Source organism: Streptomyces sp. HM190 (assembly GCF_009857135.1).
Classification (GTDB): Bacteria; Actinomycetota; Actinomycetes; order Streptomycetales; family Streptomycetaceae; genus Streptomyces; species Streptomyces heilongjiangensis.
Genome location: NZ_CP047318.1, coordinates 7,586,874 through 7,612,001 on the forward strand (window position 1 = coordinate 7,586,874; position 25,128 = coordinate 7,612,001).

Sequence of the window (25,128 nt, forward strand, 5' to 3'; positions counted from 1 at the left end):
ATGGCCATGCCGCTCCGCCAGTCCATCAAGGTGGCGACCTATCTCGCCGAACAGAAGCTCCGCAAGCGCGACAAGTTCCCGCTGATCGTGGAGCTGGAACCGCTCTACGCCTGCAATCTGAAGTGCGAGGGCTGCGGCAAGATCCAGCATCCGGCCGGGGTGCTCAAGCAGCGGATGCCGGTGGCGCAGGCCGTGGGCGCCGTCCTCGAATCGGGTGCGCCGATGGTCTCCATCGCCGGCGGCGAGCCGCTGATGCACCCGCACATCGACGAGATCGTGCGGCAGTTGGTCACCCGCCGGAAGTACGTCTTCCTGTGCACCAACGCGCTGCTGCTGCGCAAGAAGATGGACCGGTTCAAGCCCTCCCCGTACTTCGCGTTCGCCGTGCACATCGACGGGCTGCGGGAGCGGCACGACGAGTCGGTGGCCAAGGAGGGGGTGTTCGACGAGGCCGTCGCCGCCATCAAGGAGGCCAAGCGGCGGGGCTTCCGGGTGACCACCAACTCGACCTTCTTCAACACCGACACCCCGCAGACCGTCATCGAGGTCCTCAACTTCCTCAACGACGACCTCGCGGTCGACGAGATGATGATCTCGCCTGCCTACGCCTACGAGAAGGCACCCGACCAGGAGCACTTCCTCGGCGTGGAGCAGACCCGCGAACTGTTCAGGAAGGCCTTCGCGGGTGGCAACCGGCGGCGCTGGCGCCTGAACCACTCGCCCCTCTTCCTCGACTTCCTGGAGGGCCGGGTCGACTTCCCGTGCACCGCGTGGGCGATCCCCAACTACTCGCTGTTCGGCTGGCAGAAGCCCTGCTACCTGATGAGCGACGGCTACGTCCCGACCTACCGGGAGCTGATCGAGGACACCGACTGGGACGCGTACGGCCGCGGCAAGGACCCCCGGTGCGCCAACTGCATGGCGCACTGCGGCTACGAGCCCACCGCCGTCCTCGCCACCATGGGATCGCTGAAGGAGTCGTTGCGCGCCCTGCGCGAGACGGTCTCCGGGAACCCGGGGTGACGCGATGACCGCCGTGTCCCTCGGGGTGCCGGAGATGCCCGTCCGGCCGGTCGCCGAGCGCCGGGAGAGCCGGCGGATCCAGGTCGGGTCGGTGGCCGTCGGCGGCGGGGCCCCGGTGTCCGTGCAGTCGATGACGACGACCCGTACGTCCGACGTCGGCGCCACGCTCCAGCAGATCGCCGAACTCACCGCGTCCGGCTGCCAGATCGTCCGGGTCGCCTGCCCGACGCAGGACGACGCCGACGCCCTGCCCGTCATCGCGAAGAAGTCGCAGATCCCGGTGATCGCGGACATCCACTTCCAGCCGAAGTACGTGTTCGCCGCGATCGAGGCCGGCTGCGCCGCCGTCCGCGTCAACCCCGGCAACATCAAGCAGTTCGACGACAAGGTCAAGGAGATCGCGCGGGCGGCGAAGGACCACGGGACGCCGATCCGGATCGGGGTCAACGCCGGTTCCCTCGACCGGCGTCTGCTGCAGAAGTACGGCAGGGCCACCCCCGAGGCGCTGGTGGAGTCCGCGCTGTGGGAGGCGTCGCTGTTCGAGGAGCACGGCTTCCGGGACATCAAGATCTCGGTCAAGCACAACGACCCGGTCGTGATGATCGAGGCGTACCGGCAGCTCGCCGCCCGCTGCGACTACCCGCTGCACCTGGGCGTCACCGAGGCGGGCCCCGCCTTCCAGGGCACCATCAAGTCCGCCGTCGCCTTCGGCGCGCTGCTGTCCGAGGGCATCGGCGACACGATCCGCGTCTCCCTGAGCGCGCCCCCGGTCGAGGAGATCAAGGTCGGCATCCAGATCCTGGAGTCGCTGAACCTGCGGGCGCGGCGGCTGGAGATCGTGTCCTGCCCGTCGTGCGGGCGTGCGCAGGTCGACGTCTACCGGCTGGCCGACGAGGTGACCGCGGGACTTCAGGGCATGGAGGTGCCGTTGCGTGTCGCGGTCATGGGCTGTGTCGTCAACGGTCCCGGCGAGGCCCGCGAGGCCGACCTCGGTGTCGCCTCCGGCAACGGCAAGGGCCAGATCTTCGTCAAGGGCGAGGTCATCAAGACCGTCCCCGAGTCGAAGATCGTGGAGACCCTCATCGAAGAGGCGATGAAGATCGCCGAGCAGATGGAGAAGGACGGCGTCGCGTCGGGGGAACCGGCGGTCACCGTGAGTTGACGGCACGGGCTGTGAGGCACGGATCGAGAGGGGCCCGACGTGACGATTCTGGAGAGCATCCGGCAGCCGCGCGACGTGAAGGCGCTGACCGAGGCGGAACTCGGTGCACTGGCCGAGGAGATCCGGGAGTTCCTGGTGCACGCGGTCGCCAGGACCGGCGGTCACCTGGGGCCCAACCTGGGGGTGGTGGAGCTGACCATAGCGCTGCACCGGGTCTTCGAGTCACCCGTGGACCGGATCCTGTGGGACACCGGCCACCAGAGCTACGTCCACAAGCTGCTGACAGGACGTCAGGACTTCTCCGGGCTGCGCCGCAAGGGCGGGCTGTCCGGCTACCCCTCGCGGGAGGAGTCCGAGCACGACGTCATCGAGAACAGCCACGCCTCCACCGCCCTCGGCTGGGCCGACGGCCTCGCCAAGGCCCGTCAGGTGCGGGGGGAGCGGGGCCACGTCGTCGCCGTGATCGGTGACGGCGCGCTGACCGGCGGCATGGCCTGGGAGGCGCTCAACAACATCGCGGCCGCCAAGGACCGGCCGCTGATCGTCGTCGTCAACGACAACGAACGCTCCTACGCACCGACCATCGGCGGCCTCGCCAACCACCTGGCCGCGCTGCGCACCACCGACGGCTACGAGCAGTTCCTCGCCTGGGGCAAGGACGTCCTGCTGCGCACCCCCGTCGTCGGCCACCCGATCTACGAGGCGCTGCACGGCGCGAAGAAGGGCTTCAAGGACGCGTTCGCGCCCCAGGGCATGTTCGAGGACCTGGGCCTGAAGTACGTCGGCCCGATCGACGGGCACGACGTCACGGCGGTCGAGTCGGCGCTGCGCCGCGCCAAGCGGTTCCACGGGCCCGTCCTCGTCCACTGCCTCACCCAGAAGGGCCGGGGGTACGAGCCGGCGCTCGCCGACGAGGAGGACCACTTCCACACGGTCGGCGTGATGGACCCGCTCACCTGCGAGCCGCTCGGTCCCCCCGGCGGACCGTCCTGGACGTCGGTCTTCGGCGACGAGATCGTCCGGATCGCCGACGAGCGGGAGGACGTCGTCGCGATCACGGCGGCCATGCTGCACCCGGTGGGCCTCGGCAAGTTCGCGGAGAAGTTCCCCGACCGGGTCTGGGACGTGGGGATCGCCGAGCAGCACGCGGCGGTGTCGGCGGCCGGCCTCGCCACCGGCGGCCTCCATCCCGTCGTCGCCGTCTACGCCACCTTCCTCAACCGGGCCTTCGACCAGCTGTTGATGGACGTGGCCCTGCACCGGTGCGGGGTGACGTTCGTCCTGGACCGGGCCGGGGTCACGGGCGTCGACGGCGCCTCGCACAACGGCATGTGGGACATGTCCGTCCTGCAGGTCGTGCCGGGGCTGCGGATCGCCGCGCCGCGCGACGCCGAACAGCTGCGGGCACAGCTGCGGGAGGCCGTCGCCGTGGACGACGCGCCGACACTGGTCCGGTTCCCGAAGGAGTCGGTGGGGTCCGAGATCCCGTCCCTGGAACGGGTCGGCGGCATGGACGTCCTGCACCGCACCCCGGCCCTCGGGGCCCCCGAGGTGCTGCTGGTCGCCGTCGGCGTCATGGCGCGGGTGTGCCTCCAGGCCGCCGAGCTGCTGGAGGCGCGCGGTATCGGCTGCACCGTCGTCGACCCCCGCTGGGTGAAGCCGGTGGACCCGGCGCTGCCGCGGCTCGCCGACGCGCACCGGCTGGTGGCGGTCGTGGAGGACAACAGCCGGGCGGCCGGGGTCGGTTCGGCGGTCGCCCTGGCCCTGGGGGACGCCGACGTGGACGTACCCGTACGGCGTTTCGGCATCCCCGAGCAGTTCCTCGCGCACGCCGAGCGGGGGGAGGTGCTGGCCGACATCGGCCTGACACCGGTCGACGTCGCCGGACGGATCAGCGCGTTCCTGGCGGGGAAGGGCGCGTCCGTCGAGGTCGCTGTTGCCAGGGGAGCGTCCGTCGAGGGGACCGTCGCGAAGGGCCCGTCCGTGCGGGAGCAGCCGAGGGGCGGGACCGCTCGTGGGGCGGCCTCGTCGGGCCTGCCGTCGCCGCAGAGGGATCCGATCGAGGCTGAGGCCGTCAAGGAGACACCGCAATGACCACCGCGGAACCCGCCGCCGGGAACGAGGAGTTCGACCTCGGCAGACTGCTCGCCGAGCGCGGCGCCGAGCGCTACGAACTCCATGCCCGGTACCTGAACCACCAACTCCCGCGCATGCTGCATACCATCGGCTTCGACAAGGTCTACGAGCGGGCCGAGGGCGCGTACTTCTGGGACGCCGACGGGCAGGACCACCTGGACATGCTCGCCGGGTTCGGGGTGATGGGCCTCGGCCGCCACCACCCCGTCGTCCGCAAGGCGCTGCACGACGTCCTCGACGCCCGGCTCGCCGACCTCACCCGGTTCGACTGCCAGCCCCTGCCCGGACTGCTCGCCGAACGGCTGCTCGCCCACAGCCCGCACCTGGACCGGGTGTTCTTCGGCAACAGCGGTACGGAGGCCGTCGAGACCGCGCTGAAGTTCGCCCGGTACGCCACCGGGCGGCCCCGCGTCCTCTACTGCGACCACGCCTTCCACGGGCTCACCGCCGGCTCCCTCTCCGTCAACGGGGAGAACGGCTTCCGGGACGGCTTCGCTCCGCTGCTGCCCGACACCGCAGTACCGCTCGGTGATCTCGACGCACTGGCGAGGGAGCTGTCGAAGGGCGACGTCGCCGCGCTGATCGTGGAGCCCATCCAGGGCAAGGGGGTGCACGAGGCGCCGCCCGGCTATCTGCGCGCCGCCCAGGAACTCCTGCACGGGCAGCGGGCGCTGCTCATCCTCGACGAGGTGCAGACCGGGCTCGGGCGGACCGGGGACTTCTACGGCTACCAGCACGAGGAGGGCGTGGAGCCGGACCTGGTATGCGTCGCCAAGGCGCTCTCCGGCGGGTACGTCCCGGTCGGCGCGACCCTCGGCAAGGAGTGGATCTTCAAGAAGGTCTACTCGTCGATGGACCGTGTCCTCGTCCACTCGGCGAGCTTCGGCTCCAACGCCCAGGCCATGGCCGCCGGGCTCGCCGTGCTGTCGGTGATGGAGAACGAGGGGATCGTGGCGAACGCCCGCACCACGGGAGAGCTGCTCAGGAGCCGGCTGGCGGCGCTGGTCGAACGGTACGAACTGCTCCGTGAGGTGCGCGGTCGTGGGCTGATGATCGGCATCGAGTTCGGCAGACCCAGGTCGCTGAAGCTGCGCGGGCGGTGGACGATGCTCCAGGCGGCGCGCAAGGGACTGTTCGCCCAGATGGTCGTCGTGCCGCTGCTGCAACGGCACCGCATCCTCACGCAGGTCTCCGGCGACCACCTGGAGGTGATCAAACTGATCCCGCCGCTGATCATCGGGGAGCGGGAGGTGGACCGGTTCGTCGCCGCCTTCACCGAGGTGATGGACGACGCGCACAGCGGCGGCGGGCTGATGTGGGACTTCGGCAAGACCCTGGTGAAGCAGGCGGTGGCCAACCGGTAGACCGTGCCCCGAGCACCCTTGCCGTGCCCCGAGCGCCCTTGCCGTGCTCCGAGCAGCTTTGCCTCTGAGGCAAGAAACTTGCCTCAGAGGCAAAGCTTCGGCTGAATGGAGGGCATGAGCCCTTCCGAGGGTACGGACCCTCCCGAGCCCGCGGCGGACGCCGACCTGCCCGTCGTCGCCCCGCAGCTGCGCGCCCTGCGCCGCCGGGCCTCCCTCACGCTGGAGGCGGCGGCCCGGGCCGCCGGGCTGTCGCCGGCGCACCTGTCCCGGCTGGAGACGGGGCAGCGCCAGCCCTCGCTGCCGATGCTGCTCGCACTGGCCCGCGTCTACGGTACGACCGTCTCCGAACTGCTGGGCGAGAGGGTCCCCGAACGGGACGCCGTCCTGCGGGCCGGTGACATGGAGGCCACCAGCGCCGGCGGCTGGACGTACTGGCAGGCGGGCGCCCCCGGACGCGGGATGCAGGCGCTGCGCGTCCACGTGCCGTACGGCTCGCAGGGGGACATCGTGCGGGTGCATCCCGGCGAGGAGTGGCTGCACGTCCTGAAGGGACGCCTGCGGCTGCGCCTCGGCGACACGGCGCACCTGCTCGGGCCCGGGGACAGCGCGCACTTCGACTCGCTGACCCCGCACCGTATCGCCGCCGCCGATCACGACGGCGCCGACCTGCTGTTCGTCCACACCCTGCTGCAGAGCCCGACCGCCGCGCTGTGCCTCGGGCCGACCACCCCGGAGGCCACCCATGGCTGACATGGAAGAGAAGTTCCCCCGCGCCCTGTGGGTGCGGCTCATCATCTACATCGCCGTCGGCCATGTCTTCGCGGCCTTCATCTACCTGCTGTTCGAGGTCGGCGCCAAGCAGTGACCCGGTCGGGCGCCGGGCGGTCGCAGCACTGGCGCGACTGGCTAGTCGAGCAGTCGCTCGCGCAGCCGCTCCCGGTTCGCGGGGCTCAGCTCCAGGCCCTGCTCCAGGTAGGTGTCCACGTCGCCCCAGATCTCCTCGACGGTGTCGAAGGCCGCCTGGAGGTATTCGGCGCGGGCGTCGAACAGGGGGCTCAGCAGCTCCATGATCTCCGGAGAGTAGGCGCTCGGGGAACTGCTGCTGCGGCGCACCTTGTAGCGGCGGTGCTTCGCGTTCGACTCCAGGTAGTCGGCCACGATGGCGTCGCGCTCCACGCCGACCGCGAGGAGCGTCACCGCTATGGACAGGCCCGCGCGGTCCTTGCCCGCCGCGCAGTGCATGAGCGCCGGCACGCTGTCCTCCGCCAGAGCGTGCAGCACACGGGAGTGCTCGGCCGTGCGGTGCCGGATGATCGTGCGGTAGGAGGCGATCATCCGGCCTGCCGCCTTGCCGTCGTCCAGCAGCGTGCGCAACTGCTCCACGTCGCCGTCGCGGACCATCTTCCAGAACTCGGCGCCGTCCGCCGGGTCCGAGAGCGGCAGATTCACGTTCCGCACGCCGGGCAGCGCGACGTCCGGGCCCTCCAGCCTCTGATCGGCCGCATTGCGGAAGTCGAAGATCGTGTGCAGGCCGAGGGTGCTCAGGAACGCGGCGTCGTCGTCGGTGGCGTGGGCGAGGTGCCCGCTGCGGAACAGCACTCCGTGACGCACCCGGCGACCGTCCGTGGTCGGCAGGCCGCCCACATCGCGGAAATTGCGTACCCCGGCCAACTCGGGCTCGGTCGACGGGATCTGCTGCGTCACGGGGGCTCCTCCCATCCGGCCGTCGGCGCCGATCGTCGACGGGCACGCGCTCGACATCGCGGCGCCCCTCGACGATACGACACAGGTGCCTGCCGCAATGGGTTGTCCACAGGCGTCCGCGGTGACGGTGCCGCGTTGTCCACAGGCGGCGGTGCGCTCCCGCGACGACCTGCCATGATGTTGAAGCACGATCGCACCTGTTCGAATTTGTGAGGCCATGATGTTGGACATCGCCACGGACGGCCGTACCTGGCTTCTCACGGGCCCCCGGAGCAGCTACGCCCTGCGGCTCACCGGGAACGACGAGCTGCTGCACCTCCACTGGGGTCCGCGGATCACCCTGGCCGACGCCGAGGAGCTGGCCGCCCGCCAGGAGCTGCCCTACTGGCCTTTCGAGGCCCCCGTCGACGGCCATGAGGAGTACCCCGTCGAGGGCGGGCCCCGTTTCACCCGCCCCGCCCTCTCGGTGCGCACCGAGGAGCGGCGCGGCACCGAGTGGACCTTCGAGGAGTACGAGGCGGACGGTGACGAGCTGCGTCTGCGCTTCCTCGACGGCGACCTGCGGATCACGCTGCACTACCGGATGCGTGACGACGTCGTGGAGCGCTGGGTGACCCTCGCCAACGAGGGGTCCGCCGTGGAACTGCTGCGGGCCGACTCGGCGACGTGGACCCTGCCCCGCCGCGAGGAGAGCTGGCGTCTGTCCCAGCTGCACGGCCGGTGGGCGGCCGAGTCCCGCCTGGCGCGCGGCGAGCTGACCTACGGCGAGAAGGTCATCGGCAGCCGCCGCGGGCACACCGGGCACCAGCACCTGCCCTGGGTCGCCCTCGACACCGACGCCACCGAGGAGCACGGCGAGGTCTACGGATGCGCCCTCGGCTGGTCGGGCTCCTGGCGGATCGCCGTGGCACAGCTGCCGGACGCGCGGGTGCAGATCACCGGCGGTGCCGGGTACGACGAGTCGGGCCTGCTGCGGCTGGAGGCGGGCGAGACGTTCACCACTCCGGTCTTCGCCGGGCTGTGGTCCGACGGCGGCCACGGTGGGGCGAGCCGCGCCTGGCACGCCTACCAGCGCGCGTACGTCATCCCGGACGCCGACCAGGACCGGCCGGTGCTCTTCAACTCCTGGGAGGCCACCGAGTTCGACATCTCGGAGGAGCAGCAGCGGGCGCTCGCCGAGCGGGCGGCGGCCATCGGGGTCGAGCTGTTCGTCGTCGACGACGGCTGGTTCGGGGCGCGCACCAGCGACCGGGCCGGACTCGGCGACTGGACGCCCAACCCGGACCGCTTCCCGCAGGGGCTGAAGCCGCTCGCCGACCAGGTACACGCCCTCGGGATGCAGTTCGGCATCTGGGTGGAGCCCGAGATGGTCAACCCGGACAGCGAGCTGTACCGGGCACACCCCGACTGGGCGCAGTTCCAACCGGGGCGAAAGCGGACGGAACTGCGCAATCAGCTGGTGCTCAACCTCGCGCGGCCGGACGTCCAGGAGTACCTGTGGGAGAAGCTCGACGCCCTGCTCTCCAGTGCCCCGATCGACTACGTGAAGTGGGACTTCAACCGCTGCTTCACGGACGCGGGCTGGCCCGGTGAGCAGTACCCGCAGAAGCTGTGGGTCGAGCACGTGCACGCCTTCTACGCCCTGCTGGACCGGCTGCGGGCCGCGCACCCCGGCGTCGCCTTCGAGTCCTGCTCGGGCGGTGGCGGCCGCATCGACCTCGGGGTCATGTCGCGGACCGACCAGGTGTGGACCTCCGACAACACCGACCCGTTGGACCGGCTCGCCATCCAGCACGGGTTCAGCCACATCCATCCGGCGCGGGTCATGGCCGCCTGGGTCACCGACAGCCCGAACAACCAGCTCAACGGCCGGGTCAGCTCCCTGCGGTTCCGGTTCGTCAGCGCCATGGCGGGCGTGCTGGGCGTCGGCGGCGACCTCACACGGTGGAGCGACGAGGAGCTGGCCGAGGCGCGGGAGTGGGTGGAGCTGTACAAGGAGATCAAGCCCGTCGTGCAGCGCGGCGACCTCTACCGGCTGCGCCCGCCGGTCGGAGGGTTGAGCGCCGTGCAGTACGTCCACGGCGACGAGGCGGTCGTCCTCGCCTGTCTCCAGGCACAGCACTACGGTGAGCCGCTCCCGCCGCTCCGGCTGCGCGGCCTCGACCCGGCGGCAACCTATGAATGCCGCGAAACGGGTGAAAAGTACCGAGGGGCGGTGCTGTTGCACCACGGTCTGCGGACCGGGTTGCGCGGCGACTTCGACGCGAAGGTTATCCGCCTGCGTCGCACTTGAGTGTTCTGTCCGAAATGAAGCCGTTAATCCAACTGGCCCTGGAATAAGGACTGCTGAGACGTAGGTGCGTGAGCAGCGTCATACCCGTGACGGACTGTCGCCGCCATGTCCACGTAATCCTCGTGCGATTCCAGGGCCGTTGGAAGGCGATATCCGGCGCCCGTTCACGGAGCGTCATCGGGATGCGCTGTAAGGATCACGCAGGGAGACGCACAGGGAATCCCGACGGTTGTCTCTGTGGCGACAAGTCGCTTACGTTCACCCTCGATCCGGACGGACGCCCAATCCTGCCGCCGACCGGAGCCGCACACCGACCCGATCCACGGCAGGAGCGGGGGACCCACAGGCAGTACCGCCTGTTCCGGTCTCCGGAACGGCTAGGGGTAAAGCCGAGCGCACGCCCGGCCGGGCATCTCCAGTCCGCACCCGACAGCTCACCTCGCAGGCGCCGGAGAGGAATTCGCCATGCCCGCGAAGGGTAAACACCGCCGTCCGAAGTCCCAGCGCCTCACTCGCTCGATCGCCGCCGCCGGTACCGGTGGCGCCGCGCTCGCGCTGCCCCTGATGGGTGCCGTCGGCGCCCACGCCGCCACTCCCACGGCCGCCGTTTCCGGGGCTTCCGAGAAGACGGTCACGGCCTCCCCCGAGAAGGCCGCCACCGAGCAGATCGCCGCCAAGAAGAAGGCGACCAAGACCTACACGGTGAAGGCCGGCGACTACCTCGCGAAGATCGCGGACGAGCAGGACGTCCAGGGCGGCTGGAAGCGGCTCTACTCGGACAACCGCTCCGTGATCGGCTCCGACCCCTCGCTGATCCACCCCGGCCTGAAGCTCGCCATCGGCGGCACGGCCGCGAAGGCCGGGCTGTCGCAGTCGTCGACCAAGGCTCCGTCGACGCAGTCGTCCAAGCCGGCCGAGGCGTCGAAGACCTCCGCGTCCGCGACGCAGGAGACCGCCGTCACGTCCGCCGACCAGGCGGCCCCGTCCAGCAACTCCGGCTTCAGCCTGCCCATCGAGGGCGCCACCGTCGGCACCGCGTACAAGACCGCCGGCAGCATGTGGTCCAGCGGCTACCACACCGGTGTCGACTTCGTGGCCCCGACCGGCACGAGCCTCAAGGCCGTGGGCGCGGGCACCGTCGTCTCCGCCGGCTGGGGCGGCGCGTACGGCAACCAGGTCGTCATCAAGCTCGCCGACGGCTACTACGCCCAGTACGCCCACCTCTCCTCGATCGGCGTCTCCGCGGGCCAGTCCGTGAGCGGCGGCCAGCAGATCGGCCTGTCGGGCGCCACCGGCAACGTCACGGGCCCGCACCTGCACTTCGAGATCCGTACGACGCCCGACTACGGCTCGGACCTCGACCCGCTGGCCTACCTCCGGTCCAAGGGCGTCACCGTCTGACCCGTCGTCGGTGGCCGACCGCCCGCCGCCGAAGGCCGGACCCCGATCCCCGGGGCCCGGCCTTCGGCATGCCGCCCCTAGGTCCCTTCGCATCCAGGAGATCCGGGCACGGCGGCTGCCTCGACCTGGCGTATTCCCGGGTTGATCGAATCGTGAAGCGTGGCCTTTCTCACCGCCCGTCAACCCCTTATTACGGTCGCGTAGGTCACATCCGAAGGTGAATCATGGCCCGATGTGACAGACGATTCGAAGAACAGCAGATCAGTGATCGGGTCGTACGTGGCGGTGGGGGACAGCTTCACCGAGGGCGTCGGCGACCCCGGCCCCGACGGGGCGTTCGTCGGTTGGGCGGACCGGTTCGCGGTGCTCCTCGCGGACCGGGTGCCCGAGGGCGACTTCAGGTACACCAACCTCGCGGTACGGGGGAAGCTCCTCGACCAGATCGTCGAGGACCAGGTGCCGAGGGCTCTCGAACTCGCGCCGGACCTCATGTCCTTCTGCGCGGGCGGGAACGACATCATCCGCCCCGGCACGGACCCCGACGAGGTCGCCGAGCGGTTCGAGCGGGCGGTGGTCCGGCTCACCTCGGCGGTCGGCACCGTCATGGTGACCACCGGCTTCGACACGCGTGACGTGCCGGTGCTCCGGCACCTGCGGGGGAAGATCGCGACGTACAACGGGCATGTGCGGGCCATCGCCGACCGGTACGGGTGCCCCGTGCTCGACCTGTGGTCGCTCCGGACCGTGCGGGACCGGCGGGCCTGGGACGACGACCGGTTGCACCTGTCGCCCGAGGGGCACACACGGGTCGCGCTGCGGGCCGGGCAGGTGCTCGGTCTGGAGGTGCCGGCGGACCCCGAGCAGCCGTGGCCGCCACTGCCGCCGCGGGGGACGTTCGAGGTGCGGCGGGACAACATCCAGTGGGCGCGGGAGTACCTCGTGCCGTGGATCGGACGGCGGCTGCGCGGGGAGTCGTCCGGGGACCACGTGGCGGCGAAGGGGGCGCTGTCGCCCGACGACATCAGGATGCGGATCGCTTCCGTGGCGTGAGCCGGTTGCCCGCGGCGGCTCCCGCCCGCGGGCCGTCGAGTGGGGCGGGGTGCTGCCGCATACCCGCACGGGCGGCCGCCCCGTTGTCCGGGTGCGGCCGCCTTCCCCCTGACGTCAGGCCGTCGTCGATTCCGGCAGGTTGAGCTCGCGGGCCAGGGTGTCGTCCGCCCACTGCCGGGCCTTCGTGCGGGAGACGGCCCCGTCGTAGGACGTGAGTTGTACGGCCAGGCCGTCCAGGAGGGCGGTGAGACGCAGCGCCGACGCCTGGGGGTCGGGGCAGCGGAACTCGGCGGCGGCCGCGCCCTCCTCGATGAGGCCGGTGAGCGCGGCCTTCCACTGGAGGTCCAGATCACGGGTGACCGCGCGGAGGTCGGGGTCGCGCAGGGAGACCGCCCAGCCCTCGATCCACAGGCGCCAGCCCTTGGCCTGACCGGTGGGGGCGTACCAGCGGACGGCCGCCCGGAGCCGGCGCAGCGCCGTCGTCCGGCGGGCGATCAGCTTGCGGAGGTGGGCGAGGTCGCCCTCGGCGGCGTAGCGGAACGCCTCGGCGACCAGCTTCTCCTTGGTCGAGAAGTGGTAGAGCACCAGGGCGTTGCTCACCCCGAGCGAGGCGGCCACGTCGGCGATCCGCACCGCCGCCACGCCCCGCGCCTCGATCTGCTCGATGGCCGCCCGCAGCAGTTCCTCGCGCCGCTCGGCCACGCTCAACCTGACCCTGCCCACACGGCAACCCTACCTACGGGTCAGATCGGGCGGTGACGTCCGTAGCGTGCCTCGATGACCGGGAGACGGTCCGCGGCCAGCGCGTGGGCGGCGGCCCGGGGAGTGGTGCCGTCCCGTTCGGCGCGCGACAGCATCAGGTCCACGAGGGCGCGCATGGAGCGCCGGACGTGGTCGAAGGAACCGCGCGCGTCCGGGGCGATGTCGCCGAACAGGGTCCACCACCACCAGGCGTTCGTGGCGGAGTTGACGACCACGTCGGGCAGGACGCTCACCCCGCGGGCGGTGAGCAGGTCCTCGGCCTCGGGGAGGACCGGCATGTTGGCCGCCTCGACGATCAGACGGGCGGTGATCCGCCCCTGGTTCTCCGGGTCGATCGCGTACGAGACGGCGGCGGGCACCAGCACGTCCGCGTCGGCGGTCAGCCAGGCGTCGGCGGACGTCTCCCGGTCCTCCGGGCGCAGGGCGCGGCGGTCGACGGTGCCGTGGGCGTCGCGGGCGGCGAGCAGCGCCTCGACGTCCAGGCCGGCCGGGTTCGAGACGGTCCCCTTGATGTCGGCCACGGCGACGACCGTGAGGCCCGCCCGGGCGAGGAAACGGGCGGTGGCGCCGCCCATGGTGCCGAGGCCCTGCACCGCCACCCGCGTCCCGGCGTACGGCGTGCCGGACCGGTCCAGGGCCGTGAGGACGGATTCGGCGACCCCGCAGCCGCCGACCAGCGCGTCGAGCCCGATGCCGTCCACCTCGACGGCGAACGCCTCCGACAGCCGCCGCCGGGCGGCCCGCTCGTCGTCGAGGAGGGGGTAGACGGCCTGGACGGTCGAGACCAGACCCACCTCCGCGGCGGCCCGGTCCACCAGGTCCTGGGAGAGCCCCAGGTCCTCGCCGGTCGTCCAGAACGCCTCGATGTACGGGCGGGTCGCCCGCAGGTAGCGCACCAGGACGCCGTACGCCTCCGGGTCCCTGGGGTCGCAGTCGATACCGCCCTTGGCGCCGCCGAGCGGGACGTATCGGCCCTCGGGGTCGTAGTGCAGCGCCTCCTTCATGGTCATGCCGCGGGCCAGGCCGGCGACCTCGTCGAGGGTGCAGCCCGGCCGCATCCGCAGCCCGCCGCTGGCCACCCCGCGCACCAGCCGGTCCACCACGAGGAAGCCGCGGCGGCCCGTGACGTGATCGGTCCAGGTCAGGGAGAGGTACGGGGCGGGCATGCGGGCTCCTGGGAGACGGCCGGCGTGGGAGTGGCGGTGGCGGGCGGGAGAATGGCGGGGGCGGGCGGGAACGGATGGCGCGCGAACCGGGTTGTAGGAATCAGGCACCGGATCCGCGGTGGCCGGGGGAACGGACGGCACTACTGAACCGTTGGTCAGTATGTCACCGAGCCCCCGGATCGGGCGCGGTGCTGTCAGCGGGGCGGACCACAAGGGAACGCCTCAGCGAATCCATCAGGAGGCGCCGTGTCCGGTTCCCGTTCGCAGAGCTCGGGGCTGCGTGTCCAGCCAGCCGCCTTCGGCGCGGTTCCGACCGGCGCCAGGCTGGAGCGGATCCGCAGGTCCCCGCATTTCGCGAACGGCGTGTTCGTGAACCCCGAGGGCGCCCGCGTCGGCCCCTCGCGCGGTGCCGCCCTGGAGATGGCCAAGGGATTCTTCCGCAAGGACGAACGGGTCCGCCGGGCCCCCGCCGGTCTGATCCCCGTGCACTCCACGACCCTCGCCGACCTGGCCAGGCCCCCGGCGAGCGGCCTGCGCATCACGTGGATGGGGCATTCCAGCGTGCTCGCCGAGATCGACGGACACCGGGTGCTCCTCGACCCCGTCTGGGGCGAGCGCTGCTCCCCGTTCCCCTTCGCCGGGCCCAAGCGGCTGCACCCCGCGCCGCTGCCCCTGGCCGCCCTCGGCCCGGTCGACGTCGTCGTCATCTCGCACGACCACTACGACCACCTCGACATGCCCACGATCAAGGCGCTGGCCGGCACGGACACGGTCTTCGCGGTCCCCCTCGGTGTCGGCGCCCATCTGGAGCACTGGGGTGTCTCCGAAGGCCGCATCCGCGAGCTGGACTGGAACGAGGCGACCAAGGTTGGCGGCCTCACCCTGACCGCCACCCCCGCCCGGCACTTCTGCGGCCGCGGCCTGCGCAACGCCCAGCAGACGCTGTGGGCGTCCTGGGTCGTCGCCGGTGACGAGCACCGGATCTACCACAGCGGCGACACGGGCTACTTCCAGGGCTTCAAGGACATCGGCGCCGAGCACGGCCCGTTCGACCTCACCATGATCCAGGTCGGCGCGTACAGCGAGTTCTGGCCCGACATCCACATGACGCCCGAGGAAGGGCTGCGGACGCACCTCGACCTCCAGGGCGGCGGGGCCGGCGGTGTGCTGCTGCCGATCCACTGGGGGACCTTCAACCTGGCGTTCCACGCGTGGGCGGAGCCGGCGGAGTGGATGAAGGACGCGGCCGAGGAGGTCGGTCAGGCGGTCGCGTTCCCGCGGCCGGGGGAGCCGTTCGAGCCGGCGGGGAGGCTGCCGGTGGAGGCGTGGTGGAGGGCGGTGTCCGGTCCGATCGCCCGCCCGTGGCGCGGTGCCCGACGCGCCGTGGACCCGGCCGGGACGAACAGGGGTGATCTCGACCTCGCCGGTGAGCGGTGACGCCGACCGGGGCGAGCTCGGCGCGACGGTCCTGACGCCGAAGCCCCTTCCGGCTGGTGGGCTGGACCGTGCGCTGCCCGACAAGGGCGGGGTGCGCCGGGTGGCGTGAAGTCGCCGCGCGGTGACGACGGCTCTCGCCGTCCCCGAAGGGGGTCTTCGCGGGGGTACCGTCCGCGTCCGCACGGTGCGGCGCCGAGCCCGCAGGCTCGGCGCCGCCTTCCCGCTTGGCATCCGGCGGCAGATCTGTCGAACGATCCGCCTCTCGTGGGCGTCCACCCGGGCAGTGGTGTCACTCCCGAAACGACTCCGCGCCTGGCCGCGGCCGCGCTGCACACCCTGGGCGAGCGGGGACCGCGCAGCACCGGCTGGTCCCTCGCCTGGCGTCCGTCCCTGCGCGCCCGGCTCCAGGACGCGCCCGGCGCCGCCGCCCTCATCCGCAGCTTCCTCGCCCCGATTGAGGACCGCCCCCCCGTGCGAAGCGGCGGTCCTCGTCCCGTGCGTCGACCTGATCCGTTCGGCGGCTCAGTCCTTCTTGATCGCTGTGAGGATGTCCATCCCGCTCGCCCTGCGGCCGGGTACCAGTGCCGCCAGGAGACCCACGAGCACCGAGCCGGTCATCACCGTCGCGATGGTCTCCCAGGAGACGTCCAGCAGCTCGAACCCGGAGAGGGCGAGCAACTCGTGGCTCGTCACACCCCAGGCGAGACCCAGGCCCACGCCGATGAGGGCTCCGAACACCGAGACGACAACTGATTCGAGGCGGATCATGCGACGAATCTGCACCCGGCTCATGCCCACCGCTCGCAGGAGGCCCACCTCCCGGGAGCGTTCCGCCACGGACAGCGCGAGCGTGTTCACCACACCGAGGGCAGCCACCACGATGGCCAGCGCGAGCAGACCGTAGACCATGGTGAGGACCTCGGAGACCTGGTCCTGCATCGACTTCTTGTAGTCCGAGATGTCGCGCACCCGAATGTGCGGGTACGCGGCCAGCTCCTTCTTCAGCCCGCTGTACGCCCGAGCCGCCTGTCCGTCCTCGGCGGTGGCGTACATGGCGTCGTTCGCCGGTACCTGCCCCGCGGGCACGCTGTTCAGGAGGTTCGGCAGCCCCGTGTACATCGCTCCGCGGTCGAAGGGCGACTCGACGGTGACGGCCTTCACGGTGAGCTGTGTCGTCACCCCTTCGGCGAGCCCCACCTGAAGGGCGCTGCCCACGTCCAGACCGTGCTTCTTCGCGAAGTTCTCGTCCACGGACATGCCGCCGACCCCGTAGGCGTCGGTCATCCGGCCCGCCACGGTGGCGACATGCAGGTCCCGCAGATAACTGGTGTCCGCTGCGATCAGAGAGGACCGCGTCTTCTTCCCGCCCGGAGTCACCAGGGTCACCGTGAGGCGCTTCCGGTCCGTCACGGTCTTGAGACCGTCCACAGACTTCACGGCCCGCTCCGCCTCCGCATTGATCAACTGGCCTGTGGGAGGCTCGATGACGAAGTCGGTACCCGTGGAGTTGTCCAGTTGCTCCTCCACGGATGCCACCATCGAGGAGCCGGTCACCGACAGGCCAGTGACCAGCGAGAGCCCGATGAGCAGCGCCGCGGCGGTGGCTCCCGTTCGCCGAGGATCGCGCAGGGCGTTCCGCTCGGCGAGCCGTCCGACGGCGCCGAAGGGACGCAACACGGCCAGCGAGACAAGACGTATCAGCAGACGGGCGAGCACCGGTGTCCAGATGATGAAACCGATGAGCGTGACCACGACACCCAGGGCGAGGAGGATCGCGCCCGGTTCGCTGCGCTCCGCGAGCCCCGCACCGACCAGACTCGCCGCGCCGGCAGCCGTCAGGAGTCCGCCGATCCACGCACGTCCCCGTCCGTGCGCGTCCCCTTCGGAGATCCCGTGGTCGCGCAGTGCGGCCATGGGCGAGACGCGAGAGGCGCGCCGGGCCGGCAGGTACGCGGAGCCTGCGGTGACGATGATGCCGACGCCGAGGCTGAGGAGGAGTGTTCCGGGCCGTACGACGACTGCGGACTCCGTTCCCGTGGCCTCGAGCAGGATCACGGCCAGTCCCAGGCCCACCGCGACGCCCATGAGGGAACCGGTCGCCCCCAGGAAGACCGCTTCGAACAGGACGGCCCGGCCGATCTGTCGACGAGAGGCTCCGACAGCCCTCAGCAGCCCCACTTCGCGCGTGCGCTGCGCCACCAGCATGGAGAACGTGTTGACGATGAGGAACGCTCCGACAAGGAGCGACAGACCGGCGAAGCCCAGAAGCACGTACTTCATGACGGCGACCCCGCCGGCCAGTGTCTCGCGCCGCTCCTCTGCGGCTTCGTTCACCGTCTTCGTCTCGTAGGGCCGCTCCGCGAACTCCTTCACACGCTGAGCGAGTTGCTCCGGTGTGGTGCCGGGGGCGGCGGTGAGCGCGATGTGCGTGTACCGCCCCGTGTCCCCGAGGAGGGTGCGCTGAGCGGTCCGGGGCTGGAGGTACACGGCGGACGGGGGCGTTTGGCCCTCATCGACCCCCGTGAAACCAGTGATCTCCACTACGGAAGTGCCGAACGGGCCCACGACGCGCAGCGTGTCGCCGATCTCCACGTCGCCCGCGGCGGCCGTTTCCGTGTCCAGGACGGCGTCCGAGGCGTCGCGTGGTGCACGACCCTTCGAGACGACGGGGGCGTTACGTGACACGGAATCCCAAGTGGTGGCCGTGACCGGCCTGCCCGAGGCGTTGAGGACCTGGTGCGAGGCAGTGATGAAGCTGACGGACTCGGTGGTGACCCGGCCTACGGCCCGCGCCGCGTCCGTCACCTCCTTCAGCCGCTGCACGTCCTCGGAGGAGACGGTCAGCGGCTGACTTCCGCCGTCCTTCGACGCGAGCGCGACGGCCACGTCGGGCAGACCCGTGCGCGACGCGGACCGCGCGTCGCTGTTCGCCGTGTCGCTGTAGAACAGGGTGCCGGATACGAAGGACACGGATATCAGAACGGCGATGACACTGAGGAGCATCCGTCCCTTGTGGGCGAGCAGATTGCGCAGGGACGTCTTGAGCATGGTCATGAGGCCCTGCCACGGCCGTCGAACTGCTTCATGCGCTCAAGCACGTTGTCGGCCGTCGGACCGTACATGTCGCCCACCACCCGGCCGTCGGCGAGGTAGAGGACCCTGTCCGCGTACGAAGCCGCCACCGGATCGTGAGTGACCATGACGATCGTCTGTCCCAGGGTGTCGACCGACGTGCGCAGGAAGGACAGGACTTCGGCACCCGCACGCGAGTCGAGGTTCCCGGTCGGCTCGTCGCCGAAGACGATGGCAGGGCGGGCGGCCAGGGCCCGGGCGACGGCGACACGCTGCTGCTGGCCTCCGGACAACTGGCCCGGGCGATGCTTCAGTCGCCCGGTGAGACCGACGGTTTCCACCACCTCGGCGATCCAGCCCGCATCCGGCTTTCGTCCTGCGATGTCCATGGGAAGCGTGATGTTCTCCATGACATTCAGAGTCGGCAGCAGATTGAACGCCTGAAAGACGAAACCGACGCGATCCCTGCGCAGTTCGGTAAGCCTGCGTTCGGGAAGAGAGGTGATTTCGACGTCGTCGACCCAGATCTGACCGGAGGTGACCGTGTCGAGGCCGGCGAGGCAGTGCATCAGCGTGGACTTGCCCGATCCGGACGGTCCCATGATCGCGGTGAACTGCCCACGCTCGATCGCGACGTCGACAGCGTCAAGGGCCACGACTCGTGTGGCGCCGCTGCCGTACGCCTTGACGACGTGCTGGGCTCGTGCGGCCGTGAGGGACTTGCCCCGCGGAGGCGGGGCTGTGCTGGGGAGCGTGTCCGCGTACATCGAATCTCCTGTCGGTTGGCGCCTGTATTCGCCTAGGGACCGAACCGGCCACCCCAAGACAAACGGAGCATGACCTCCAAGCTATGTGGACCGTGGTCCGTTTGGCAAGCGGGGCCGGTTCGGCCGCCGGTGCACGGTGGGATCCGGGCGGCGCTGTCAGGGTCGTGGGGGCGTCGATCTGACCTCGCCGTGAGGGCGGGGCCTCGCGTGCGGCCTGTGGCGCGTCCGGCGTCGCGGTGATCTCGCAGGCAGCGGGCTCGCCGATGTCGGTCTGGCCGTCAGTCCCGCCTGCTCTGCGGTGCGACACCGCGAGTGCGTCCTCGGTGGGCACCCGGGGGTGGGTCTGATGCGGGGCGCTGTCGAGCCGGCGCCCGGTGTGCGGGATTCCCGCGCGCTTCGGCCATTGCCCTAGCGGACCGTGGTCCGTTAGTGTTCGGAATGTACGGCTTGGGCGGCTGGGTCATGTGATGAAGGCGCGCCGCCCGTCAGACCGCCCCCTATGGGCAGGAGCCCTGAATGTCGATCTCTACCGTCAAGAAGATTCTGGGAGATCCAGAGCTCTTCTACACGACGCAGAAATTCCGGCTGGCTGACATCGGGATCGATGTCAGCGGGTTCGGTGTCAGTCACGTGGCGTTCCGTACCGAAACCCTGGACGAGTACATCGACGTGCGCGATGCTCTTGAGGCTCACTCCTCGTCCAATGTCGAGAACGAGTGGAACGGGCGACGCATTTCCAAGCTCCTCCTCAGGAACCCGATCCCCCTGGGTGATGGGCGTGACGTGTCCCTCATCGAGCTGATCCCGCCCGTCCATCAGAACACCTACAAGATGGGCCTGGAGCACGTCGGATTCGTCGTGGGTGAATCGCTGGAGGAATTTGCCGCACAGCACTCGGATCACTTCACGGGCCGACAGGATCAGGGCCCGTTCTGTCAGCCGTTCTACATCGCATTCCCTGACCACACCAATGTGAAGTTCTACGAGCACTCTCTGCACGACGTCTGCGTTCTCGAAGGCAAGACGTTCGACGGGTTCCACCATGTCTGAGCGGGGAGCGAAGTGACGGATACCGCCATACCGTCCGTCGATTCCCTTCTGAGGCTGGACGGCCGCGCCTCCGTCGTCACGGGCGCGTCTCAGGGGATAGGTGCCGCCGTGGCTCTTCGACTGGCAGAAGCCGGCGCGAAGGTAATCGTGCACTACCGTGGCAACGAAGACGGCGCGCAGGCGGTGGTCCGAGAGATCGAGGCCGCAGGCGGCTGCGCGATTGCGGTAGGAGCGGAACTCTCCGATGCGGAGCAGGTCCAGCGGCTCATGAGCACCGCGATGAAAAGGTGGGGAACGCTCGACATCCTGGTGAACGCTGCTGGAGTCTTTCCAGTCAAGCCGTTCACCGAGATCAGTCTGTCCGATTGGCGGACCATGTATGCGAGCAACGTGGAATCGGTGTTCCTCTGCACACAACAAGCCGTCGGTCCGATGAGTGCAGGAGGTTTCGGGGCGATCGTCAATGTGGCCTCGATCGCTGCCCTCAGCCCCGGCCCGGAGCACAGTCATTACAGTAGTTCCAAAGCTGCCGTCGTCATGCTGACCCGCTCCTGCGCCCAGGAACTCGGCCCTCTGGGGATCCGCGTCAACACGGTCTCCCCGGGACTCGTTCATCGGCCGTCGCTGAGGGACGAGTGGCCCGACGGGATCGACCGCTGGGAGCGGCAGGCTCCTCTGCGGAGACTGGGAGAGGCAACGGACGTCGCGGACGCGTGTCTGTTCCTTGTGTCTCCGGCGTCTCGCTGGATTACCGGTCACCATCTTGTGGTGGATGGCGGCATGCTCTCCGCGAGCGTCTATTGAGGAGTGCCGCAGAGCGCTTCAGGAAATCACGCGAGAGCCTGCGCGAGGACCGACAGGATTTCTCAGCTCTCCGAAGACCAGGTGACAACGTCGCACTGCTCGGGTGGCTGCGTCGGAAGTATCCGAAGCGCTCCCGCGTGCCGAGGCGTTCGTGGCGGTCACGAGCGATCGAGCCTTGTGCCGGCCGGTCCGCTTCCCCGCGCGGGCGGCGAGCCGGCTCCGGCCGGGACGGCCCGCGCGAGCACCGCCCGCGCGCGCAGCAGGACCGGGCGGTCGACCATCTGCCCGTCGACGACCGTCACCGAACCGTCGCCCGCCGCCGCCACGACATCGCGTGCCCAGGAGACCTGCTCCCGCGTCGGGCTGAACCCCTCGTTGGCGAGCGGGACCTGGCGCGGATGCACGCACAACTTGCCGCCGTAGCCGAGGGTGACCGCGTGGCCGAGGTCGGCCCGCAGCACCGTCTCGTCCCGCACGTCCGTCGTCACCCCGTCGACCGGAGCGGGCCGGCCCGCCGCGGCGGCGGCCAGGACCAGCGCGGACCGGGCGTGCCGGAGGGCGTCGTGGGAGGTGTGCTCCACTCCCAGTTGCGCGGCGAGGTCGACGCTGCCGAAGGCGGCGCGGACGACCGAGGGGGCGGCGCAGACGCCGACCGCCCCGACGATCCCGGCGGCGGTCTCGATCAGCGGAAGAATGCCCGTGCCGACGGGCAACGTCCTTGCCAGTCGGGCGAGTTCGGCCGGGTCCTCGGCCTTGGGGACCATGACCACGCCAGTGCGGCCGGCCAGGGCGGCGAGATCGTCGCCGTACCACGCGGTGCCGGCGCCGTTGACGCGCACCACCGCCTGGTTCCCCGCGTCCAGCCAGGCGGCGACGTGGCCGCGGGCCTCCTCCTTGCGGTCGGGGGCGACCGCGTCCTCCAGGTCCAGGATCACCACGTCGGCTCCGCAGGCGGCGGCCTTGCCGAAACGGTCCGGCCGGTCACCCGGAACGAACAGGAACGTGCGTGCGACCGCCACGTCCTCGGTGAGCGGGTGTGCGTCGCTCATGCGGCCGGCTCCTGTGTCGTCGAGGGACGCGTCCGGGGGACCGCACCGCGGCCGTGCCGGATGTCCTGGCGGAGGCGGACCCGCACCCGCTGGGGCGCCCGGAAGGAAAGCAGGTCGATCATGGGAGGGTCCGGCTCGACTGCTTCGACCTCCGGCATGGCCGCGGCGGCGTCCTGAACGGCGACGCGCGTCTCCATACGGGCCAGACGTGCCCCGAGACAGCGGTGCGCGCCCCAGCCGAAGGCGAGCTCACCGGTGTCGGAGGTGTCCGTGAGCCGCAGCAGCAGCGGCGCCCCGGCGGGCAGCCGGGTGCCGCCCAGGACCGTCTCCTCGCGCGTCACGCGCCGCCAGGTGGGGACCGAGGACTCGCGTGCCAGGAGTGTGTCGACGACTTGGTCGGCCCGGGTGGCGTCCGCCGCGACCGCGGCTCGTGTTCCCGGGTCGGCGGACAGCAGCCGCAGGGCCGAGGAGATCAGCATGCTGGTGGTCTCGTGTCCGGCGACGAGCAGGAAGTAGGCCACCGAGCAGACCTCGTCGTCGGCCAGGCCGTGCCGCACCAGCGCTCCGAACAGGTCCGCTCCGGGTGACCGGCGGGCGGCCGAGGCGCGCTGCCGCAGCCAGGTGTAGTACCGGGCCGCGGAGCGGGCGAGGCGTTCCTGCTCCTCGGGGGTGGGGACGCCCCAGAACAGGTCGAGGGAGTCACGGCTCCAGCGCTTCAGCTCGGGAACGTCCACGTCGTCCAGAGCGAGCAGCTCCAGCAGGACCAGGGCGGGCACGTCGTCGGCCACCGAGGCGACCAGGTCCACCTCCTCGCCTCGTGCCAGGCGGGCCCGCACGGCGGCCCAGCGTGCGGCGTTCAGCCGCCGGACCACCGGTTCCAGGGCGTCCACCCGGTCAGGGGTGAAGAAACGGGCCACGACCCGGCGCACCGAGCGGTGCCGCGGACCGGTCTGGTTCGCCAGGACCGCCGGCAGCGCGAACCCGGCCGCGGACAGGATCCGCAGGGCCCGTACCCCGAGTCGGGTGTGGGCGGTGAGGGCGTTGGCCGGGCTGAACCGCTCGGGGTCGGCGAAGACCCGGCGTACCAGCTCCGGATCCCGCACCCGCCACAGGCCGGCGCTCTCGTCGTAGCTCACGGGACAGGTCACGGCTCATCCTTCGAACGGGGCGGAGGTGGTGGTGCCCGCGGAGCGGCGAGGGCCGGCGGGCGGTCCGGCCGGCCCGCAAGGTGGGAGAGGAAGCAGGCCGGCCGGTGATCAGGACGCGGTCCAGGAGGCGATGAACCCGTCCAGGGACCCCGTGTGGAAGCTGCCGTCCGTGAACGTGTCCCAGTCGAGGATCGAACGCTGCAGCTCGGCGGTGGTGTGCACGCCCTCGACGCTCAGTTCACGCAGCGCCCTGCGGGCCCGCGCCACCGCCTCGTCCCTGGTGCGGCCGGTCACCAGCACCTTGGCGATCATCGAGTCGTAGTAGGGCTGGATCCGGTCCCCCTCCTCCAGCCCGCTGTCCACGCGGATGCCGGGACCGCCCGGCCACCGCAGCCGGGTCACCTGTCCCGGCGAGGGGAAGAAGTTCTGGCGGGGGTTCTCCGCGTTGACGCGCAGCTCGATCGCCGCACCCCGGAAGGTGACGTCGTCCTGCGTCACGCTCAGCGGGAGGCCCGAGGCGACGCGGAGCTGTTCCCCGATGATGTCGACGCCGGTGACGAGCTCGCTGACCCCGTGCTCCACCTGGATCCGCGCGTTGACCTCGATGAAGTAGAACTCCCCGGACCGCGGGTCGACGAGGAACTCCACCGTGCCCGCACTCGTGTAGCCCACCTGCTTGGCGAGCCGGACGGCCGCCGCGCACAGCTCGTCGCGGACCCGCGGTTCCAGTCGCGGCGCGGGGCTCTCCTCGACCAGTTTCTGGCGCCGGCGCTGGAGCGAGCACTCCCGTTCGCCGAGGTGGACCACGTTGCCGAGCCGGTCGGCGACGATCTGCACCTCCACGTGGCGCGGGTCGATCACGCACTTCTCCAGGAACACCGACCCGTCACCGAAGGCGGCCTCCGCCTCACGCACCGCCTGCGGGAAGGAGGTCCGCAGGGTGGGCTCGTCGTCGGCCCGGCGGATCCCGCGGCCACCGCCGCCCGCCGCGGCCTTGAGCATGACCGGGTACCCGACCCTCTCGGCGAACGCGACGGCCTCGTCGACCGAGGACAGGTTTCCGCTGCCCGGGATTACCGGCACGGCGGCCTGCTCCGCGATCTCCCGTGCCCGCACCTTGTTGCCCACGGCCTCCATCACCTCGGCGGCCGGCCCGACGAAGACCAGTCCCGCCTCGGCGCAGGCCCTCGCCAGCTCCGGGTTCTCGGCGAGGAAGCCGTATCCCGGATGGACGGCCTGGCAGCCGTGCTCCAGGGCGGCGGCGACCACGCGGTCGATGCGCAGATAGCTCTCCTTGGCCTGCGGGCCGCCGAGCAGGGCGGCCCCGTCGGCCTCCCGGACGTGCAGGGCGTCGGCGTCCGGTGCCGAGTGCACGGCCACGGCCTCGATGCCCAGGTCGTGGCAGGCGCGTACGACGCGCACGGCTATCTCACCGCGGTTGGCGACCAGGACCCGGGTGAGGGGTGTCGTCTGTGTGCTCACAAGTCACTCCACGGTGAGAAGGGTCTGGCCCGCGTCGACCGCCTGCTCGTTCTCGACGAGGACGGCGGTGACGTGTCCGGACGCCCCGGCCTGGATCTCCTGGAACATCTTCATGACCTCGATCAGGCCGACCACCGTGCCCGCCTCCACCACGTCGCCGACGTTCACGAAAGGCGGCGACTCGGGGTCGGGGCGGCGGTAGAACACCCCGGGGAATGGTGCCGCCACGGTCTTTTCCTCGCTCATGCGCGGTCCTCT

General features: G+C 70.8%; 21 protein-coding genes, 1 pseudogene and 1 riboswitch. Of the genes and pseudogenes, 13 read left to right on the plus strand and 9 right to left on the minus strand.

Annotation, left to right across the window (positions count from 1 at the left end; all coding sequences use genetic code 11):
* The 6 genes from hpnH to GSY65_RS32510 all read left to right on the plus strand — a co-directional run bounded on the left by hpnH (position 1) and on the right by GSY65_RS32510 (position 6,550).
* A complete protein-coding gene (hpnH, locus tag GSY65_RS32485) occupies positions 1–1,023 on the plus strand; it encodes an adenosyl-hopene transferase HpnH (protein WP_159775253.1) in 1,023 nt (340 codons plus the stop codon).
* A 4-nt stretch (positions 1,024–1,027) separates the two neighbouring features.
* Entirely contained in the window at positions 1,028–2,185 is a 1,158-nt protein-coding gene (ispG, locus tag GSY65_RS32490) for a flavodoxin-dependent (E)-4-hydroxy-3-methylbut-2-enyl-diphosphate synthase (RefSeq protein WP_159775255.1), read from the plus strand.
* A 39-nt stretch (positions 2,186–2,224) separates the two neighbouring features.
* The gene (dxs, locus tag GSY65_RS32495; protein ID WP_236580153.1) at positions 2,225–4,279 is read left to right on the plus strand and encodes a 1-deoxy-D-xylulose-5-phosphate synthase; all 2,055 of its coding nucleotides are present in this window, start codon (positions 2,225–2,227) and stop codon (positions 4,277–4,279) included.
* Positions 4,276–5,685, plus strand: coding sequence for an aspartate aminotransferase family protein (locus tag GSY65_RS32500; protein WP_159775257.1), 1,410 nt, complete (start codon positions 4,276–4,278; stop codon positions 5,683–5,685). The genes dxs and GSY65_RS32500 overlap by 4 nt, the downstream gene beginning before the upstream one ends.
* Positions 5,686–5,799: 114 nt before the next feature.
* A complete protein-coding gene (locus GSY65_RS32505; RefSeq protein ID WP_159775259.1) occupies positions 5,800–6,435 on the plus strand; it encodes a helix-turn-helix domain-containing protein in 636 nt (211 codons plus the stop codon).
* Positions 6,428–6,550, plus strand: coding sequence for a DUF6126 family protein (locus GSY65_RS32510; protein ID WP_055521055.1), 123 nt, complete (start codon positions 6,428–6,430; stop codon positions 6,548–6,550). Before GSY65_RS32505 ends, GSY65_RS32510 begins: the two co-directional genes overlap by 8 nt.
* Positions 6,551–6,591: 41 nt before the next feature.
* Here the strand turns inward: GSY65_RS32510 and GSY65_RS32515 are convergent, their stop codons facing one another.
* Positions 6,592–7,389, minus strand: a complete 798-nt coding sequence (locus GSY65_RS32515) for a tyrosine-protein phosphatase (protein ID WP_159775261.1) — start codon at positions 7,387–7,389, stop codon at positions 6,592–6,594.
* Between the two features lie 220 nt (positions 7,390–7,609).
* Between GSY65_RS32515 and GSY65_RS32520 the strand changes: the two genes are divergently transcribed.
* The 3 genes from GSY65_RS32520 (at position 7,610) to GSY65_RS32530 (ending at position 12,133) form a co-directional block, all read left to right on the plus strand.
* Complete coding sequence (locus GSY65_RS32520; RefSeq protein ID WP_159776635.1) at positions 7,610–9,682, plus strand: alpha-galactosidase; 2,073 nt, start codon at positions 7,610–7,612, stop codon at positions 9,680–9,682.
* 302 nt (positions 9,683–9,984) lie between these two features.
* Positions 9,985–10,143, plus strand: a riboswitch (cyclic di-AMP (ydaO/yuaA leader).
* A 4-nt stretch (positions 10,144–10,147) separates the two neighbouring features.
* The gene (locus GSY65_RS32525; RefSeq protein ID WP_159775263.1) at positions 10,148–11,083 is read left to right on the plus strand and encodes a M23 family metallopeptidase; all 936 of its coding nucleotides are present in this window, start codon (positions 10,148–10,150) and stop codon (positions 11,081–11,083) included.
* Positions 11,084–11,347: 264 nt separating this feature from the next.
* The gene (locus tag GSY65_RS32530) at positions 11,348–12,133 is read left to right on the plus strand and encodes an SGNH/GDSL hydrolase family protein (protein ID WP_159776637.1); all 786 of its coding nucleotides are present in this window, start codon (positions 11,348–11,350) and stop codon (positions 12,131–12,133) included.
* 114 nt (positions 12,134–12,247) lie between these two features.
* Here the strand turns inward: GSY65_RS32530 and GSY65_RS32535 are convergent, their stop codons facing one another.
* On the minus strand, positions 12,248–12,856 hold the full coding sequence (locus GSY65_RS32535) for a TetR/AcrR family transcriptional regulator (RefSeq protein ID WP_159775265.1): 609 nt from the start codon (positions 12,854–12,856) through the stop codon (positions 12,248–12,250).
* A 20-nt stretch (positions 12,857–12,876) separates the two neighbouring features.
* Positions 12,877–14,061: a Glu/Leu/Phe/Val dehydrogenase dimerization domain-containing protein gene (locus tag GSY65_RS32540; RefSeq protein WP_159775267.1), complete on the minus strand. Its 1,185-nt coding sequence runs from the start codon at positions 14,059–14,061 to the stop codon at positions 12,877–12,879.
* 246 nt (positions 14,062–14,307) lie between these two features.
* On the opposite strand from GSY65_RS32540, the gene GSY65_RS32545 reads away from it, so the two are divergent.
* Positions 14,308–15,498, plus strand: coding sequence for an MBL fold metallo-hydrolase (locus tag GSY65_RS32545; protein WP_159775269.1), 1,191 nt, complete (start codon positions 14,308–14,310; stop codon positions 15,496–15,498).
* Positions 15,499–15,762: 264 nt separating this feature from the next.
* Positions 15,763–15,936, plus strand: a pseudogene (locus tag GSY65_RS34800) (glycosyl hydrolase family 95 catalytic domain-containing protein); the annotation flags it as partial.
* 84 nt (positions 15,937–16,020) lie between these two features.
* On the opposite strand, the gene GSY65_RS32550 reads toward GSY65_RS34800, so the two are convergent.
* Both GSY65_RS32550 and GSY65_RS32555 read right to left on the minus strand, forming a co-directional pair.
* Positions 16,021–18,552, minus strand: coding sequence for an ABC transporter permease (locus GSY65_RS32550; protein ID WP_159775271.1), 2,532 nt, complete (start codon positions 18,550–18,552; stop codon positions 16,021–16,023).
* Positions 18,549–19,337 carry an ABC transporter ATP-binding protein gene (locus GSY65_RS32555; protein WP_159775273.1) on the minus strand — a complete coding sequence of 263 codons (789 nt, stop codon included), beginning with the start codon at positions 19,335–19,337 and terminating at the stop codon, positions 18,549–18,551. The genes GSY65_RS32550 and GSY65_RS32555 overlap by 4 nt, the downstream gene beginning before the upstream one ends.
* Before the next feature lie 516 nt (positions 19,338–19,853).
* On the opposite strand from GSY65_RS32555, the gene GSY65_RS32560 reads away from it, so the two are divergent.
* Positions 19,854–20,387 (plus strand): VOC family protein, encoded by a 534-nt coding sequence (locus GSY65_RS32560; protein ID WP_159775275.1) that lies wholly within the window; start codon positions 19,854–19,856, stop codon positions 20,385–20,387.
* A gap of 12 nt (positions 20,388–20,399) precedes the next feature.
* The gene (locus GSY65_RS32565) at positions 20,400–21,191 is read left to right on the plus strand and encodes an SDR family NAD(P)-dependent oxidoreductase (RefSeq protein ID WP_268978241.1); all 792 of its coding nucleotides are present in this window, start codon (positions 20,400–20,402) and stop codon (positions 21,189–21,191) included.
* A 158-nt stretch (positions 21,192–21,349) separates the two neighbouring features.
* Here the strand turns inward: GSY65_RS32565 and GSY65_RS32570 are convergent, their stop codons facing one another.
* From GSY65_RS32570 to GSY65_RS32585, 4 genes are all read right to left on the minus strand, one after another.
* Entirely contained in the window at positions 21,350–22,240 is an 891-nt protein-coding gene (locus GSY65_RS32570; RefSeq protein ID WP_159775277.1) for an HpcH/HpaI aldolase/citrate lyase family protein, read from the minus strand.
* Positions 22,237–23,388, minus strand: coding sequence for a cytochrome P450 (locus GSY65_RS32575; protein ID WP_201452744.1), 1,152 nt, complete (start codon positions 23,386–23,388; stop codon positions 22,237–22,239). Before GSY65_RS32575 ends, GSY65_RS32570 begins: the two co-directional genes overlap by 4 nt.
* Positions 23,389–23,496: 108 nt before the next feature.
* Positions 23,497–24,870, minus strand: a complete 1,374-nt coding sequence (locus tag GSY65_RS32580) for an acetyl-CoA carboxylase biotin carboxylase subunit (RefSeq protein ID WP_159775279.1) — start codon at positions 24,868–24,870, stop codon at positions 23,497–23,499.
* Positions 24,871–24,873: 3 nt separating this feature from the next.
* Positions 24,874–25,116: an acetyl-CoA carboxylase gene (locus GSY65_RS32585; protein ID WP_159775281.1), complete on the minus strand. Its 243-nt coding sequence runs from the start codon at positions 25,114–25,116 to the stop codon at positions 24,874–24,876.
* Positions 25,117–25,128 lie beyond the last annotated feature (12 nt).